The organism is Streptomyces sp. NPDC047061 (genome assembly GCF_040643955.1).
Taxonomy (GTDB): domain Bacteria; phylum Actinomycetota; class Actinomycetes; order Streptomycetales; family Streptomycetaceae; genus Streptomyces.
The window spans coordinates 1-15,211 of the sequence record NZ_JBEYVI010000027.1 but is presented as its reverse complement, the minus strand read 5'-3'; the positions used below and the strand labels follow the sequence as shown (position 1 = coordinate 15,211).

The window sequence follows — 15,211 nt, the reverse complement described above, 5'->3', positions numbered from 1 at the left end:
GGGTCACTCCTCGGGCACCGGGCCGGCGTACGCTCCCCAGGACACGAGGGAGCGGGCGTCGCTCATGGCCGCTCGCCGGAAGGTCTGGCCGTACCGCTGCAGTCCCATGCGGCGGACGAGCCTGTCCTCGCACTCGTTGCGCAGCGCGGCCATCTCCGGTGTGCCGCGCTGCGGGTGGCCGACCGTCTCCCAGAAGCGTGACGCCGCGCCGAACGCGTACGCGGCGGCGGGCTCCTCTCCCGCGTCGGCCAGGGCGATGGCGAGGAGGTCCATGACCATGGCGATACCGAAGGCGTCCCCGATGTGCTGCTTGGCGTCGAGGGCGGCCCGCGCGTGGTGTACGGCGTCGGAGGGCCGCCCGGTGAGGAAGGCGATCAGGGCCAGTTGGTGTTCCGCGTAGGAGCGGGTCCAGTGCTCGTCCAACGCCGCGCAGAGGTCGCGGAGTTCGAGTGCCTCGTGGCGGGCCTGGTCCAGCCGGCCGGAGCCGGTGAGGCCGAAGACGTGGACCAGGCGGCACAGGACCGTCGGCGCGGTCAGTTGTTCCGGGTGCGAGCCCGTGGCGCCGGGTTCCGTCGTCTCGACGCCGTTGACCGCGGCGAGGGGACGGCCCTCCAGCAGGTGCAGCAGGCCGTCCAGATAGGCGGCCCGTCCCAGCCCGTCGGTGTCGAGGACCGCGGTGGCGGCGCGCCGGCACGCGGCGGCCGTCTCGTGCGCCGCGGCCTGCTCGCCCTGCAGGGTCAGGGTCAGGCCCAGGCTCCACAGTCCCTGCACCCACGTCTCGTTCGGCACCCGGACGGCCGGCCCGGTCGCCCGCTCCAGGTACTGGCGGGCCTCGTACAGGTAGCCGGAGCAGACCCAGAAGAAGGTGACGTTGCCGATCATCTCCAGTGCGGCGGCCGGGTCGGTCGCCAGGAGGTGGTCGGCCGCCAGCCGGATGTCCGCGTGCAGGAACGCGATCCGCCGGTACCAGTTCCGCTGCGCCGGACCGAACCACTCGCGATGGGCCTGCCGGGTCCGGGCGAGCACGTACTGGGCGTGGCGGTGGGCCAGTTCCTGCTCGGCACCGAGTTCGGCGAGCCACATCCGGCCGTACTCGCGCACGGCGTCCAGCATCCGGTACGTGCCGTCCTTCCGGATGACGACGGACTTGTCGCACAGCGAGACGAGAGTCCATCCGACGCCGCCCGGTGCGAGCGGGCCGCCGCCGGCCAGCTGGCCCGCGAGGTCGTCGTCGAAGGAGCCGGGCAGATAGGAGAGCCGCGCCCACAGCAGCCGCTCCTGCGGGGTGCACAGTTCGTGGCTCCAGCCGATGGTGGTGCGCAGGGCCGCGTGCCGCGGCGGCCATCTGCGCTCCGGCGTCCGGGGCAGGTCCACCGCCGCGTAGGGGCCCGCGCAGAGGTCCGCCAGTGACCTGCTCCGTAACTGCCCGGCCGCGAGCTCCAGTGCCAGCGGCAGTCGTTCGAGCTGATCGCACAGGCCTGTGGCCAGTTGGAGATCGGTGTCGTCCTTGAGCGGGCTCCCGGCCGCCGCGGCGCGGTCGGCGAACAGGGTGACCGCCTCCGCCGCGGAGGCGAACGGCTCGATGTCGACCACCGCCTCGGTACGGACGCGCAGCGGCTCCCGGCTGGTGGCCAGGATGGTCAGGTTCGGGCAGGTCGTCAGGAGATCGCCGGCCAGGTCGCGGCATTCGGCGAGAAGGTGCTCGCAGGAGTCGAGGACCAGCAGTGTCCTGCGGTCGCCGATCCACGCGCAGACGGCGTCCGCCGGCAGGCGTGGGGTGTGGTCGGACAGGCCCAGCGCGTCCGCGACGGTGGCCGCCAGGAGGTGTGCGTTGTACAGCGGGGAGAGGTCCGCCCAGGCGACCTCGGCACTCCCCTGGGCCGCCGCCTCGGCCAGGGACACGGCCCGCTGGGCGAGCCGGGTCTTGCCGACCCCGCCCGGGCCGCTGAGGGTGACCAGTCTGCTTTCGCCCAGCGCCGAGGCGATCCGGTCGAGTTCCGCTGCCCGGCCGACGAAGGAGGTCTCCTCGTCCCACATCATCCACACCATGCCGACATCCTCGTGGGCGAGCCGATGCGCGATGAGCCGATCAAGGCATTGCCGTGTGGCGGGTGTCCCCGGCCCGTACCCTGGATCGAGCACTGCCGTGCGAGCGCGAGAATCACTCACCCGGGTGAATCGTCGACGCGCCCGGGTGCGTGCACCGCGAAAGGACCGGTACCGCTCGCCGTGCCTCCCGGGTGGGGCGTTGACAGACCGGCGGAGGGGGGGTCACTCGCCGCCGGGAGTGCCCGCCTCTTCCAGCCGGGAGAGCCAGGTGGTGAGCAGTACTTCGAGCGACTCGGCCTCGGCGGGCGTCAGCAGGTCCACCAGGCGGCGTTCGTTGCGCATGTGGTCGGTGAAGGCCCGGTCGACGAGTTCGCGCCCCGGGGTGGTGAGGGCGACGATGCGGCCGCGCTGGTCGTCGTCGGAACGGCGGCGGGTGACGAGTCCGGCGCGTTCCAGTCGGTCGATCCGCTTCGTCATCGCGCCGGTGGTGACCATGGTGTGGGCGGCGAGCTCGCCGGGCGCCCGCTCGTAGGGTTCGCCCGCCCGGCGCAGGGCGCACAGGACGTCGAACTCCCCCTCGCTGAGGCCGTAGCGGCCGTAGACGAGGCAGAGCTCCTCGGTGAGCCGGCCGGCCAGGCGGTGCAGGCGGCCGATCACCCCCTGCGGCGTGACGTCGACGTCGGGCCGCTCGCGGCGCCAGTCGGCCTGGATGCGGGCCACGCGGTCGATCGGTTCACCGTGGTTCATGCACCCATCATAGCCAGATAGCTTCCCGGGAAGTTATATTGGCTTCCATGGAAGCTAATTCACGCTGGGTGGCGCTCACCGCGGTGGCGCCGGTGGCCTGGGGGGCCAACTACTACGTGACCCACGAGTTCCTGCCGGCCGACCGGCCGCTCTACGGGGCCGCGCTGCGGGCGCTGCCCGCCGGCCTCGTCCTGCTGGCCCTGCGCAGGCAGCGGCCGCGCGGCGCGTGGTGGTGGCGGTCCGCGGTGCTGGGGCTGCTCAACATGAGCGTGTTCTTCGTCCTTGTCTACACGGCCTCGCAGCTGCTGCCGACGAGCGTCGCCTCGACGGTCATGGCCGTGTCCCCGCTGACGATGATGCTCATGGCCTGGCCCCTGGTGTCCGAGCGGCCCCGGGCCGCCCAACTGGCCTGCGCCGTGGTCGGGCTCGGCGGGGTCTGTCTCATGCTGCTGACGGGGGTGGAGGGCACGAGCGTGCCGGGGGTCCTGGCCTCGGCCGCCGCCATGCTGGTGTCGGCGTTCGGGCACGTCCTGACCAAGCGGTGGAACGTCGGCACCGATGTGCTCGCCTCGACAGCCTGGCAGCTCACGGCCGGAGGCCTCTTCCTGCTCCCGGTCGCCGCGGTGGTCGAGGGCGCTCCACCGGCGCTCTCCGCCCCGGCCATGCTCGCGTTCGGCTACGTCTCGCTGGTCGCCACCGCGCTGGCCTTCGTCGCCTGGTTCACCGGGCTACGGCACCTGTCCGCGGGAACGGTCGGGCTGATAGGGCTGCTCAACCCCGTCACGGGCGTCCTGCTCGGCACGGTGGTCGCCGGGGAGGTGCTGACCGTTCAGCAGCTGTGCGGGCTGGTCCTGGTGCTGGCCGGAGTCGTCCTCGGCCGGCCCGGGCCGAGGACGAGGCGCAGGCGGGACGGGGCGCCTCCCGCGCAGGAGATCCGGCGCCCCGCCCGCCGCGGGTCAGAGCGCGGCGGTCGTCTCCTGTCCTGACGCGCTGCCCGTGAGCCACTGGTCCCAGCCCAGGTTGAAGTCGGCGTAGCCGTTGTCGGCCGGTGCCTTGCCCCGGGGCGAGCCGGTGATGGTGACGGGGTCGCCCTGCTTGACCTGGCCGTAGAACCACTTGGCGTCCGACAGGGACAGGTGCACGCAGCCGTGCGAGCCGCGGGCGCTGCCGCTGCCCGGATACGGGTCGCCGGTCGAGTAGTGCACGTAGGTACCGGACTGGGTCAGGTGGACGTCCCAGGGCAGCGTCAGGTCGTAGAAGTTGGGGCTGCCCTTGTCACAGCTGATGCCGACGCTGCAGGAGGTCATGTGGACCTTCTCCTGCTTGTCGATGACGGCCATCGTGCCGTCCCACGTCGGGTACTGGGCGCTGCCCGCGTTGATCGACAGCGTGCGCACCGCCTGGCCGTTGCGGGTCACCTTCATGGTGTGGCCGGTCACCGAGACGTCCGCACGCACGTCGTCGCCGATGGTGAAGGTGTGCGTGTAACCGTGCACGCCGTAGCGTCCGTTGCCGTTGCTGACGCCCGTCATGTCGGCGTCGATCCGCACCTTGGTGCCGGAGGGCCAGTACGTCTTCGGCCGCCAGTCGGCGCGCCGGTCGCCCATCCAGTGCCAGGCGCCGACCACCGGCTGTGAGGTGCTGACCTTCATGTGCTTCTCGACCGTGGCCTTCGCCTTGGCCGCCACCGGGTTCGTGAAGATCACCGAGATCGGCATGGCCACGCCGACGGTGGTACCCGTCTGCGGGGTGATCGTGTCCAGCAGCATCGGCGGACCCGCGGGCTTCGTCGGTGACGGCGAGGCGCTGCTCGCGCTCGGCTTCACCGACGCCTTCGCGTCGTCCCCGCTCGCCTTGTCGGAGCCGCCCCCGCCGCAGGCGGTCACGCCCACCAGCATTGCGACCGTACCGACTGCGATGCCTATGCCGCTCTTGCGCCGTCCCACGCCCTGCCCCACTCATCTCGCTCCACGGCCTCGACAGGCCCCACTGTCCGTCAGACAGCCGGAGCATGGGCCGTAGTTCCGTGCGGGACGTAAAACTTGGATCAAGACGCGGTACGCGGCCCCGGGGCGGGAACCCGCGAGAAGCCCGCCCGCGGGCCGACGGGCAGCGGTCGGACGGGCTTTCGGCCTGCTGGGGTGGTGTGCCGCGGTCAGCCGGTCGCGGCCGGGGCCAGGTCGGCCGACGGTAGGAGTTGCTGCCGAAGGCGGTCGCGGATGATGCTCTCGGCGTCCGCGACTATGGTGCGGACCACCGTCTCGCAGCTCTCCACGCTGTCGACGAGGCCCTGTGCCTGACCGGCCCACCACATTCCGCCCTCGACGTCGCCCTCGCCCAGCACCCGCTGCCTGCCGCGTCTCCCGGAGGCCAGTGCGGCGACGTCGGCGAAGACGGCCCCGGGGCGAGCGCCCAGGCGGGCGATCTCCTGCGAGACCGAGTTCCGCGCCACCCGGGCGGTGTTGCCGAACTCCCGGAACACGATCTGCGTGCCGCGCTCGTCGTTCGCGACGATCTGCGCCTTCACGTTCGGATGGACGGGCGCCTCCTCGGTCGCCTCGAACCGGGTTCCCATGTTGATCGCGCACGCCCCGAGCGCGAGGGCCGCGACCAGGCCGGCGCCGGTGGCGAAGCCACCCGACGCGATGACCGGGATGCGCAGCCTGCGGGCGGCCGCCGGGATCAGGACGAGGCCGGGGACGTCGTCCTGGCCGGGATGGCCGGCGCACTCGAACCCGTCGATGCTGACGGCGTCGACGCCGAGCGCCTCGGCCTTGAGCGCGTGCCGGACGGCGACCGCCTTGTGCACGACCTTCACCCCGGCCCGCCGGAACGCCGGCAGGTGCGGTGCGGGGTTGCTGCCGGCCGTCTCCACGACCTTGACGCCCGAGTCGATGATGACCGCCCGGTAGTCGTCGTACGGCACCGGTTCGATGGTGGGCAGGATGGTGAGGTTGACGCCGAACGGCTTGTCGGTCAGTTCACGGCAGCGCGCGATCTCCCGTGCGAGCGCCTCCGGGGTGGGCTGGGTCAGCGCGCTGAGGAAGCCCAGCGCGCCGGCGTTCGCGACGGCCGAGATCAGCTCCGCCGTGCCCACCGCGAGCATTCCGCCGCACACGACGGGATGTTCGACCCCGAACATCCGCGTGAACTCGTTCTGGAAAGTCATGTGTCGCTCCTGTTGCCAGAGCAGGATCAAGGGGGCCGTGTGGTCAGAGACGTCGCGAGATGATCAGCCGCATGATGTCCGAGGTGCCCTCCTCGATCTCCTCCAGCTTGGCGTCGCGCATCCACTGCTCGACCGGGAACTCGCGCGAGTAGCCCCATCCGCCGAGGGTCTGGACCGCCCCCCAGGTCACGGCCATCGCGGTCTCCGAGGCCTGCAGCTTGGCCATCGCGGCGAGCTTGGTGGCGTCGGCTCCGGCGTCCATCCGGCGTGCCGCGTGCAGGGTGAGGAGCCACGCGGACTCGATGCGGGTCGCCATGTCGGCCAGCCGGAACGCGACGGCCTGGTGCTCGATGATCGGCTTGCCGAACTGGTTGCGTTCCCGCGCGTACTGGAGTGCGTACTCGTAGGCCGCGCGCGCGGCACCGGTCGCCGCGGCGGCCAGCACGATGCGCGAGATGTCGAACGTCCTCATCAGGCCCCGGAAGCCCTGCCCTTCCTCTCCGAGGCGGTCGGACTCGGGCACGAAGGCGTCGTCGAGGAAGATCTCGCGGCAGACGATGGCACGCTGGCCCATCTTGCGCATGGGCTCGCCGAACGTCATCCCCTCGGCGCCCTTGCGCAGCAGGAAGGCAGTGACCCCCGAGGAGCCCCGGGTGGGGTCGGTCTTGGCGAAGACCACGTACTGGTCGGCGAGGCCGGCGTTGGAGATCCACGCCTTCTGCCCGCTGATCGAGTAGCCGCCGTCGACCCGGACAGCGGTGGTGACGATGGACGCGGCGTCGGAACCCGCGCCCGGTTCGGTCGTCGCCAGCGCGGTGTAGAGCGGGTTCGGCCCGGCGAGCGGGCGCAGCCACTCCGACTTCTGCCGGTCGGTGCCCAGTTCGAGCAGCGGGTCGGCGAAGAACCCGTTGGAGCAGACGAAGTTGCCGATGCCCGGGTCGCCCCAGCACATCTGCTCCTGTACCAGGCACTGGGTCACGACGTCGGTGAACCCGCCCCCGCCGTACTCCTCGGGCAGCATGAAGTCGGTGATGCCGACCTTGGCCGCGGCCCGGAAGATGTCCAGGGGCGACTCGATGTCACGCTCGTCGACCTCACGGCCGCGGGGCCGGATCTCGTTCGCGGCGAACTCCCGGCACAGCCCGACGATCGCCCGCTGCTCGTCGGTCAGCGGCCAGGGTTCAGTGGACATGCTCACGCGATTTCTCCTGCTTCTCGGTGGATTCCCGGTGGCCGTTCACCCCGGTGACTTCGGGTGCGGCTTCTGGTGCGCCTTCTGTTGGGGCTTCGGGTTCGACTTCTGGTGCGGCTGCACTTGCGGATTCCGGCTCGGCTTCCGGTACGGCTTCGGATTCGGCTTCCGGTACGGCTTCACGTGCGGAACCGGAGACGACGAGGGCGTCCACGGCCAGGGCTCCCCCGGGCCCGACCCGTATCGGGTTCACCTCGATGTCCGCGACCCCGGTGCCGGTCGCGATCGCCTCCGACACGGCGACGACCGCGTCGATCAGTGCCTCGACGTCGACCGCCGGCTGCCCCCGCCAGCCGTCGAGGAGCCGGCGCGAGCGCAGGCGGTCGAGCATCCCGGCCGCCGTGTGCCGGTCGACCGGTGCCAGTTCGAGGCTCACGTCCCGCCAGAGTTCGGCATGGACCCCGCCATGGCCCACGGCGACGGTCGGACCGAAGTCACGGTCCCGGCGGGCGCCGATCAGCATCTCGACGACGCCCGGCCGGGTGTCCTGCTCCTCCACGACGTACTCGCCCGGGCCGAGCCGCCCGTACATCTCGCGGAACGCCGCCGCGGCGGTGTCCGGGCCCAGTCCGGTTCTGACGGCCCCGTGTTCGCTCTTGTGCTCGATCCAGCCGGCCTTGAGCACCAGAGGCGGCCGCAGCGACGCGCAGGCCTCCGCGAACCCGGCCGCGTCGGTGACCCGTCTCGCCTGGGGCATCGCGATGCCGAGTGCCGTCAGGTACGCGCGGGCCGCCCAGTAGCCGGGCTCCGGGACGGCCGCCCCGCTCGACTCGGCCGCCGGGACGGCCGTTGCGGTCTGCTCGGCCGCCGGGGCGGGGCGGGGTCGCCCGCCCAGACGGGTCGCGTGGTCCAGCGCGCCCAGGGCCGCGTCGATGGTGTCGAAGACCGGGACGCGGTGCTCCCGTAGCCGGGCGACCGCCGGTGAGGACGCGCTCATGCTGTGCACGATCAGGGGGACGTGCCCCGCGCCCGTCCGGTGGAGGCGGCCGAGGCGGTCGATCACGGCGGACTCGGCGTCCACGAGGCTCGGTGAGTCCTCGCCGTAGCAGCCGAGGTATCCCGACAGGACGATCGAGTCGACCTCACCGGAGGCGGCCACCGACTCGACGACTCTCGCGTAGACCTGGAGATCCGCCTCCCCCGCGCCCGCGAGGTCCACGGGATTGGACACCGCCGCGGCAGCGGGGAGCAGAGCGCGCAGGGCGGCTTGCAGCCGGTCCGTGAAGACCTCCGCGCGCAGCCCCCGGGCGGCGGCGAGGTCCGCGGCGATCCCTCCCTGGCCGCCGCTGTCGCTGATGACCGCGACCCGGCGCCCGTCCGGCGGCCCGGTCGCGTCGAGCACGCGGGCCGCGTCGACGAGTTCGCGCGGCGTCGCGACCCGCAGGGCTCCGGCGGCACGGCACGCCGCGTCGACGACGTCGAGCGCCGAGGTCATCGACCCGGTGTGGGACCGCGCGAGCCGACGGCTGCCCTCGCTGGCACCGGTGGCGAGCACCAGCACGTGCTTGCCGGCCAGGCGGAGGGCTCGGAGGGCGCCGACGATCCGTGTGCCGTCGGCGAAGCTCTCCAGATAGAGCGCCACCGTGGTGGTGTGCTCGTCGGCCACGAGTGATTCGAGTACGTCGGCGGCTCCCACGTCGAGTTGGTTGCCCACCGAGCAGAACCGCGAGACGCCCAGACCGGCCCGGGCGCCGAGACCGGCGATCTCGGAGCCGAGCTGACCGCTCTGCGAGACGATCGCGAGGCTGCCGGGCATGAAGTTCCCCCAGGCGAGCCCGAGTTCGGTGGCGGCGTTGAACAGCCCGAGGCTGTTCGGCCCGATCATCCGGGCGCCGGCCCGGCGCAGCATCGAGGCGAGCTCGGCCTCCTCCGCGCCAAGTCCCGCGGTGATCCCGAGGAACGCCCGGCATCCCTTGGCGAGGGCGTCCCGGACGACGGGACGGACGTGTTCCGGCGGTACGGCGAGGACGACCAGATCGGGGGGCTCGGGCAGGTCGCCGACCGTCGGACTGCAGGGACGGCCGAGGACCTGTGCGGCGCGGCGGTTGACCAGCCACACCTGTCGTCGGCCGGCTCCCGCGAGGGCACCGGTGGCGAGCCAGTAACCCCATTTGGCGCGGTCCTCGCTGGCACCGACGACGGCGACGGACGAGGGGTCGACGAAGGCCTGGGGGAAGGACACAGGGGGTCTCCCGGATGCGAGAGGGGGCGCAGGTGCGAAGGCGCAGGTGCTGGGGCTCAGGTGCTGGGGGGCGCGGAAGGCCGGGTAGAAGCAGGCCCGGACTCAAGTGTGGGCCGCGGCCGTCGGCCGGCGCTCGAAGAAGCCGGGGTACCGGCGTCGGCAGACCAGCAGGGCGAGCAGTCCCAGCAGGATCGTCCCGGTGCCGATCGCGAACGTGCCGCCGACCCGGGTGCCCGAGGAGAACGGCAACGACCAGCTCGTACCGCTGTTGGCGGGGTCCCACGCCTGGATCAGGCTCCAGGCTCCCGCGGCGAGCAGGACCACCCCGCCGATCGCGGGCAGGACGACGCTCAGCCACAGATCCGCCGCCCCGGCGCGCCGTTCGGTGCGGTGCACCCAGGCCGAGGTGAGCCCGGTGAGGCCGTAGTAGAACGCGATCAGGACCCCGCAGGCGGACACCGCGTCGCCGATGACGAGACCGTGGCCCAGGAAGTTCATCGCGACGTACACCACCGCGCCGACGACCCCGACCGCGATCGTGCCCACGTGCGGGATGCGGAAGCGCGGGTGCACCCGGGCCAGTGCGCGAGGGAGCGCGCCCTGGTCGCCCATCGACAGCATGGTGCGGCTCAGGGTCAGCACGGTCGTCTCCGTAGAGGCGGCCGCCGAGGTGAGGACCATCAGGATCAGCAGGTGCCACAGCACCGAGCCGAATCCGCTCGATCCGAACACGGCGGTGCCGAAGCCGTAGAGGACGTCCCCGGAGTTGTCCGGGTTGTTCAGGCCGATCCCGGTGTCGCCGATCCCGGCGAAGGAGATCGCGGCGAAGGCGGCGACGAGGTACAGCGCCACCAGCAGCACCGTGGACCAGATCGCGGCGCGGCCCGGGATGCGGTGCCGGTCGGTGGTCTCCTCGTTCACGGTGAGCGCGGTCTCCCACCCCCAGTAGATGAACAGCATCAGCACCAGCCCGCTGACGAACGCACTTGTCGACGCGCCCTCGAACGGGTTGAGCCAGGACAGGCTCGGCCGCCGGGTCCCGGCCGGCGCGGTGCCGCCGTACACCCGGACCAGGGCGACGACGGAGAGCACCACGAGCATGCCGAACTCCAGGAACAGCAGGGCCCGTTGTACGGCGGCGGCGATCTCGATGCCGCGGTAGCAGACGAGGGTCATCAGGGCGAGCCAGCCGAGTCCGGCCAGCAGCACGCGCCAGTCCGCCGGTGCTGAGCCGATGCCTTCGGCGCCCGCCAGCAGGAACACGTACTGCCCGGCGACCTGCGCGAGGCTGCCGATCACGAGGACGAAGGAGGCGATGATCGCCCAGCCGCCCAGGAAGCCGAGGTTCGGATTCAGTGCCCGCGTGGCCCAGGTGAAGATCGTGCCGCAGTCGGGGTCACGCCGGTTGAGCGCGGCGTAGCCGAAGGAGACGAACAGGATCGGGACGAAGGCCAGCACCACCACGGCCGGGGCCTGGAAGCCGACGTATCCGACGACGAAGGCGAGCGTCGCGGTGAGGCTGTAGGCGGGCGCCGCGGAGGCCACGGCGAGGATCAGGCTGGTCGCCATGGAGAGCGCGCCGGAGCGCAGGCCCTTGTCCGAGGAGGTCTCGCGCACTTCGAGTTGCGAATCTGAGGCCATTGCCACTCCCGATCTTGTGGTCTACGGGTATCGACAACCAAACGCAATGACTGATTGGCGAGTCAGCCTGACCGTGGCCCGAGGCGCTGTCAATACTCGGATCGCAATTTCGTGAGGCATCTTGACTGATGAGTCAACCTTGCGACACGGTGGCCGGCGTGACAACACGAGAAACTTCTGCCGTCGACACCGAGGTCGTGGTCGTGGGCGCCGGATACGCGGGGCTGACCACCGCGTGGCGGCTGGCCGACGCCGGGGTCGACGTGGTCGTCCTGGAGGCCGCCGACCGGGTGGGTGGCCGCGTGTTCAGCCAGGTGAGTCCGTCGGGGGTGCGCATCGACCTCGGGGGGCAGTGGATCGGGCCGAGCCAGCGGCGGTTCCATGCGCTGGCGGACCGGTTCGGCTGCCGCACGTTCCCGACCTGGGAGACCGGGCGGCACGTCGAGGTCCGTGCCGACGGCACCCGGGTGGACTACGCGGGTGCCGCACCGGACGCCGGACCGGGGATCGAGGAGTACGAACGCGTCACCGCCCTGCTGGACGGCCTCGCCCGTACCGTCGACCTCGAACGGCCGTGGTCCACCCCGCGGTTCGCGGAGTTCGACGTACTGTCGGCCGAGGACTTCTTCCGCTCGGAGACCGACGACGAGGACGCCCTGCAGCGGCTGGCGCTCGCGGTGCAGGGCGTCTGGTGCGCCGAGCCGCGCGAGATCTCCTTCTTCCACGTGCTGTTCTACCTGGCCTCGGGTGGCGGGTACGAACAGCTGATGGAGACCCGCGGCTGCGCCCAGGACGCCCGGTTCTCCGACGGGGCGGACGCGGTGGCCCGCGCCCTCGCGCGGTCGCTGGGCGGCAGGATCCGGCTGGGCGATCCGGTGGTGTCGGTCCGGCAGACCGCGCACGGGGTGGAGGTGTCCACCGGCCGTACGGTCGTCCGCGCGAGGCGGGCCGTGGTCGCCGTGCCCCCGGCGTCGGTCGAGCGGATCGCGTTCGAGCCTGTGCTGCCCCCGGGGCGGCGCGGCTGGGTGCGCCACTCGCCGATGGGGCGGGTCGCGAAGGTGCACGCCGTCTACGAGGAACCCTTCTGGCGCGCGGCGGGCCGCTCCGGGATCGCGACGCTCTACGGCGACGGCCCGGTCGGCGTGGTCTTCGACAACTCTCCCGAGGACGCCTCGCACGGCGTGCTCGTCGCGTTCGTCTACGGCGACCGGCTCGACCGCTGGGCCGCCGGGAGCGGCGCCGGGCGTCGCCGCGCGGTGCTGTCCGCGCTGTCCGCGGTGGCCGGTACCCGGGCGGAACGGCCGGTCGACTACGTCGAGAAGATCTGGCCGCGGGCGGGCTGGACCATCGGGGGCTACGAGTGCTTCGTGACACCGGGGGGCTGGACCCGGTACGGGAGGGACGGGTGGCGGGAGCCGTCCGGACTCGTGCACTGGGCGGGGACCGAGACCGCCTCGGTGTGGAACGGCTACATCGACGGGGCGATCTCGTCGGGCGAGCGTGCCGCGGCCGAGGTGATCGGCGCGCTGGCGGCCGTCCGGCAGCCGGGGTGATCCGCCGTGCCTGACATACTGGCCGGGTTATGACCAGCATCGAGGACCGGCCGGCCACGGCCGCCGATCTGCCGGGACGCGTCCGGACGGCGATCCGGGCGGCCGGCGTCTCCCAGCGCGAACTCGCCGACCGCATCGGAATGGACCCCACCGCGCTGTCCAAGGCGCTGCGTGGGACCCGGCGGCTGCGCGACGAGGAGGTCGCCGCCATCGCCAAGGCCTGTGGAGTCGCCACGGCCTATCTGGTCGAGGGAACCGGCCCGGAGCCGGTGCTCCCGCCCGAGAGCGGACGGGACCGGGCGCAGCCGGTGACGGCGCAGGAGCGGCGGGACCAGATCCTGGAGGCCGCGACCGTGCTCATCGCCCGCCGCGGCTATCACAACGTGCGGGTCTCTGACATCGCCCGCTACTGCGGGACCAGTACGGCGACGGTGCACTACCACTTCCCGAGCAAGGAAGCCGCGTTGCACGCCGCGCTCGAGTACTACGCCCAGCGGTTCCGCAGCCGGCTCGACGAGGAGTTCGGCCGGGCGAGTTCCGCGCGTGACAAACTGCGTCGCCTGATCGAGGTGCAACTGCCGGTCGCCTCCGACGACATCGACGAATGGTCGGTGTGGATCCAGTTCTGGAACCAGGCGATGCTCGAACCCGGGCTGCGGCCCGCGCAGCGGCGGATCTACTCGGGCTGGTACGGGGTCGTGGTGGAACTGCTGCAGGAGTGCCGGGCCGAGGGCCTGGCACCGGAGGCGGACGTCGAGGCCCTCGCCGACCGGTTCACCGCGATGGTCGACGGCCTGGCGATCCAGATCCTCGCGAACTCGACCGAGATGCAGCCGGACCGGATGCGCTCGCTCCTGCTGCGGGCCTTCGAACCGCACCTCGACCTGACCGACCGTCCGTCGCAGGCCTCCTGAGACACCCGCTGCCGAGCCGGTGAAGTGCCGGCGGTCCCGTCGAGGACGGCCGCGCTCGCCGGGCCGGCAGCAGAGGGAGCAGGGGGGAGCCGTCGGCCGGACGCGTGACGTGGCTTCACATTCGCATGAGGTCGGGGAGAGTGACCCGGCGCGCGGAACGGAGCGTCCGGTCACGCGCGATCCATGTAGCGACCACCCTTCTCCAACGCTCGGCAACACCCGTGCGACAAACAGGTGTTGGGCGCAACGGCTTGGCCAACTCCGGCCATGCGTTGGTCCGGAGTTCACCAGTCGCACCTGACGCACCGCACCGACCGGGCCCCAGAGTGAACGGCGGCCCGTCCGTGTGTCCGGGCCGGCCGTCACTCCCGCAAAGGTTCTCCTGTCGGAGAGCCCTCGGAAGGAGCACCCATGGCTGAACTGACCCGCCGCAGACTCCTGGGCTCCGCCGCCGCCGCCCTCTCCCTGCTGCCGCCCAGCGTCCAGAGGTCCGTCGCCGCCGGACCGCCGAAGTACGGCTCCCTGCACGACATCGAGCACGTCGTCATGCTGATGCAGGAGAACCGGTCCATCGACCACTACTTCGGGACCCTGTCCGGTGTCCGCGGCTTCGCCGACCCGCACGCGCTGAAGCTGGACACCGGGCGGTCCGTCTTCTACCAGCCGGACGCCGTCAACCCCAAGGGCTATCTGCTGCCCTTCCACCTCGACACGCACAAGTCGAGCGCCCAGGCCATCCCCTCCACCAGCCACGCCTGGTCCGTGCAGCACCAGGCCTGGAACAACGGGAAGATGGACCAGTGGCTGCCCGCCCACCGCAAGGCCGAGCTGGTCCCGGCGGAGCTGGACGGTGCTCACACCGGCCGGTTCTGCTGTTCGATGTACTGCCCGACCACGGAGAGCGGGGCGCCGCCGACGGTTCCGGCGAAGTAAGACCCGGACCAGAGCTTGTTGGCCCGCCAGTAGTGGCGCACCAGGTCGGGGAACTCCTGGCGCAGACGGCGGGAGGAGACACCCTTGAGGGAGTTGACCAGCTTGGTCACGGCGACCTTGGGCGGGAAGTTCACCAGCAGATGGACGTGGTTGTCCTCACCGTTGAACTCCACCAGGTCGCACTCGAAGTCCGTACACACCGACCGCATGATCTCCTCCATCTGAACCGCCCCGGGTTCGGCAGAGATCTCAGATCGTGGTGATGACCTGGGGTTTCTTGAGTTCGGTGTAGTAGTTGGCTTCGTATTCGACGGGCGGGATGTGCCCTATCTCACCGTGGAGTCGACGGTGGTTGTACCAGTCGATCCACTCGGCGGTGGCCAACTCGACCTGGGAGAGCGTCTTCCAGGGCCGCTGAGGCTTGATCAGCTCGGTTTTGAACAGGCCGATCGTGGACTCCATCAGGGCGTTGACGCTCCTATAGTTGTCAACTCTTTGCGGGGGCCGTTCTCGGAGCGGGCCGAAGCAGGTGGTAGATCTCGCGGATGACGTAGCGTTTGAGGCAGCGGATGATCTCGCGTTTCGTCTTGCCCTCGGCGGTGCGGCGGGCGACGTAGTCGATCGTAGGCTGGTGGAATCGCATGCGGACGATGACGGTGCGGTAGATCGCGGCGTTGAGCTGCCGGTGGCCGCCGTGGTTGATGCGGTGTCTGCCGCTGGTCATCCCGGAGCCGGTGGGCACGGGAGCGATGCCCGCGAGCTTGGCGAGAG

At 71.5% G+C, this 15,211-nt stretch carries 12 protein-coding genes and 2 pseudogenes; 4 read left to right on the top strand and 10 right to left on the bottom strand.

The features are described from left to right. Positions 1-3 precede the first annotated feature (3 nt). Both ABZ887_RS31850 and ABZ887_RS31845 read right to left on the bottom strand, forming a co-directional pair. Complete coding sequence (locus ABZ887_RS31850; protein WP_361296782.1) at positions 4-2,049, bottom strand: NB-ARC domain-containing protein; 2,046 nt, start codon at positions 2,047-2,049, stop codon at positions 4-6. 222 nt (positions 2,050-2,271) lie between these two features. Beyond that, complete coding sequence (locus tag ABZ887_RS31845; RefSeq protein WP_361296779.1) at positions 2,272-2,796, bottom strand: MarR family transcriptional regulator; 525 nt, start codon at positions 2,794-2,796, stop codon at positions 2,272-2,274. A 47-nt stretch (positions 2,797-2,843) separates the two neighbouring features. Between ABZ887_RS31845 and ABZ887_RS31840 the strand changes: the two genes are divergently transcribed. After that, positions 2,844-3,782, top strand: coding sequence for an EamA family transporter (locus ABZ887_RS31840; RefSeq protein ID WP_361296776.1), 939 nt, complete (start codon positions 2,844-2,846; stop codon positions 3,780-3,782). Here the strand turns inward: ABZ887_RS31840 and ABZ887_RS31835 are convergent. The 5 genes from ABZ887_RS31835 to ABZ887_RS31815 form a co-directional block, all read right to left on the bottom strand. Continuing rightward, positions 3,753-4,694, bottom strand: a complete 942-nt coding sequence (locus ABZ887_RS31835; RefSeq protein WP_361297109.1) for a L,D-transpeptidase — start codon at positions 4,692-4,694, stop codon at positions 3,753-3,755. The two genes, ABZ887_RS31840 and ABZ887_RS31835, sit on opposite strands and share 30 nt — an antisense overlap. Before the next feature lie 257 nt (positions 4,695-4,951). Continuing rightward, on the bottom strand, positions 4,952-5,965 hold the full coding sequence (locus tag ABZ887_RS31830) for a nitronate monooxygenase family protein (protein WP_361296773.1): 1,014 nt from the start codon (positions 5,963-5,965) through the stop codon (positions 4,952-4,954). Positions 5,966-6,008: 43 nt separating this feature from the next. Continuing rightward, a complete protein-coding gene (locus ABZ887_RS31825) occupies positions 6,009-7,157 on the bottom strand; it encodes an acyl-CoA dehydrogenase family protein (RefSeq protein ID WP_361297106.1) in 1,149 nt (382 codons plus the stop codon). Next, positions 7,147-9,399, bottom strand: coding sequence for an acetate--CoA ligase family protein (locus tag ABZ887_RS31820; RefSeq protein ID WP_361296770.1), 2,253 nt, complete (start codon positions 9,397-9,399; stop codon positions 7,147-7,149). The genes ABZ887_RS31825 and ABZ887_RS31820 overlap by 11 nt, the downstream gene beginning before the upstream one ends. Before the next feature lie 102 nt (positions 9,400-9,501). Continuing rightward, entirely contained in the window at positions 9,502-11,040 is a 1,539-nt protein-coding gene (locus ABZ887_RS31815; protein ID WP_361296767.1) for an APC family permease, read from the bottom strand. 158 nt (positions 11,041-11,198) lie between these two features. Here ABZ887_RS31815 and ABZ887_RS31810 point away from each other — a divergent pair, with 158 nt between their 5' ends. The 3 genes and pseudogenes from ABZ887_RS31810 to ABZ887_RS31800 all read left to right on the top strand — a co-directional run. Next, positions 11,199-12,593: an FAD-dependent oxidoreductase gene (locus ABZ887_RS31810; protein ID WP_361296764.1), complete on the top strand. Its 1,395-nt coding sequence runs from the start codon at positions 11,199-11,201 to the stop codon at positions 12,591-12,593. A 29-nt stretch (positions 12,594-12,622) separates the two neighbouring features. Further along, positions 12,623-13,507 carry a TetR/AcrR family transcriptional regulator gene (locus tag ABZ887_RS31805; RefSeq protein WP_361296761.1) on the top strand — a complete coding sequence of 295 codons (885 nt, stop codon included), beginning with the start codon at positions 12,623-12,625 and terminating at the stop codon, positions 13,505-13,507. Positions 13,508-13,918: 411 nt separating this feature from the next. Beyond that, a pseudogene (locus ABZ887_RS31800) lies at positions 13,919-14,332 on the top strand (alkaline phosphatase family protein); the annotation flags it as partial. A gap of 29 nt (positions 14,333-14,361) precedes the next feature. On the opposite strand, the pseudogene tnpA reads toward ABZ887_RS31800, so the two are convergent. The 3 genes and pseudogenes from tnpA to ABZ887_RS31785 all read right to left on the bottom strand — a co-directional run. After that, positions 14,362-14,640: pseudogene (gene tnpA / locus ABZ887_RS31795) on the bottom strand (IS200/IS605 family transposase); the annotation flags it as partial. A 49-nt stretch (positions 14,641-14,689) separates the two neighbouring features. Beyond that, positions 14,690-14,902: an IS3 family transposase gene (locus ABZ887_RS31790; RefSeq protein WP_361296758.1), complete on the bottom strand. Its 213-nt coding sequence runs from the start codon at positions 14,900-14,902 to the stop codon at positions 14,690-14,692. A 25-nt stretch (positions 14,903-14,927) separates the two neighbouring features. Next, on the bottom strand, positions 14,928-15,211 hold a 284-nt coding region (locus ABZ887_RS31785; RefSeq protein WP_361296755.1), incomplete at its 5' end, for a transposase.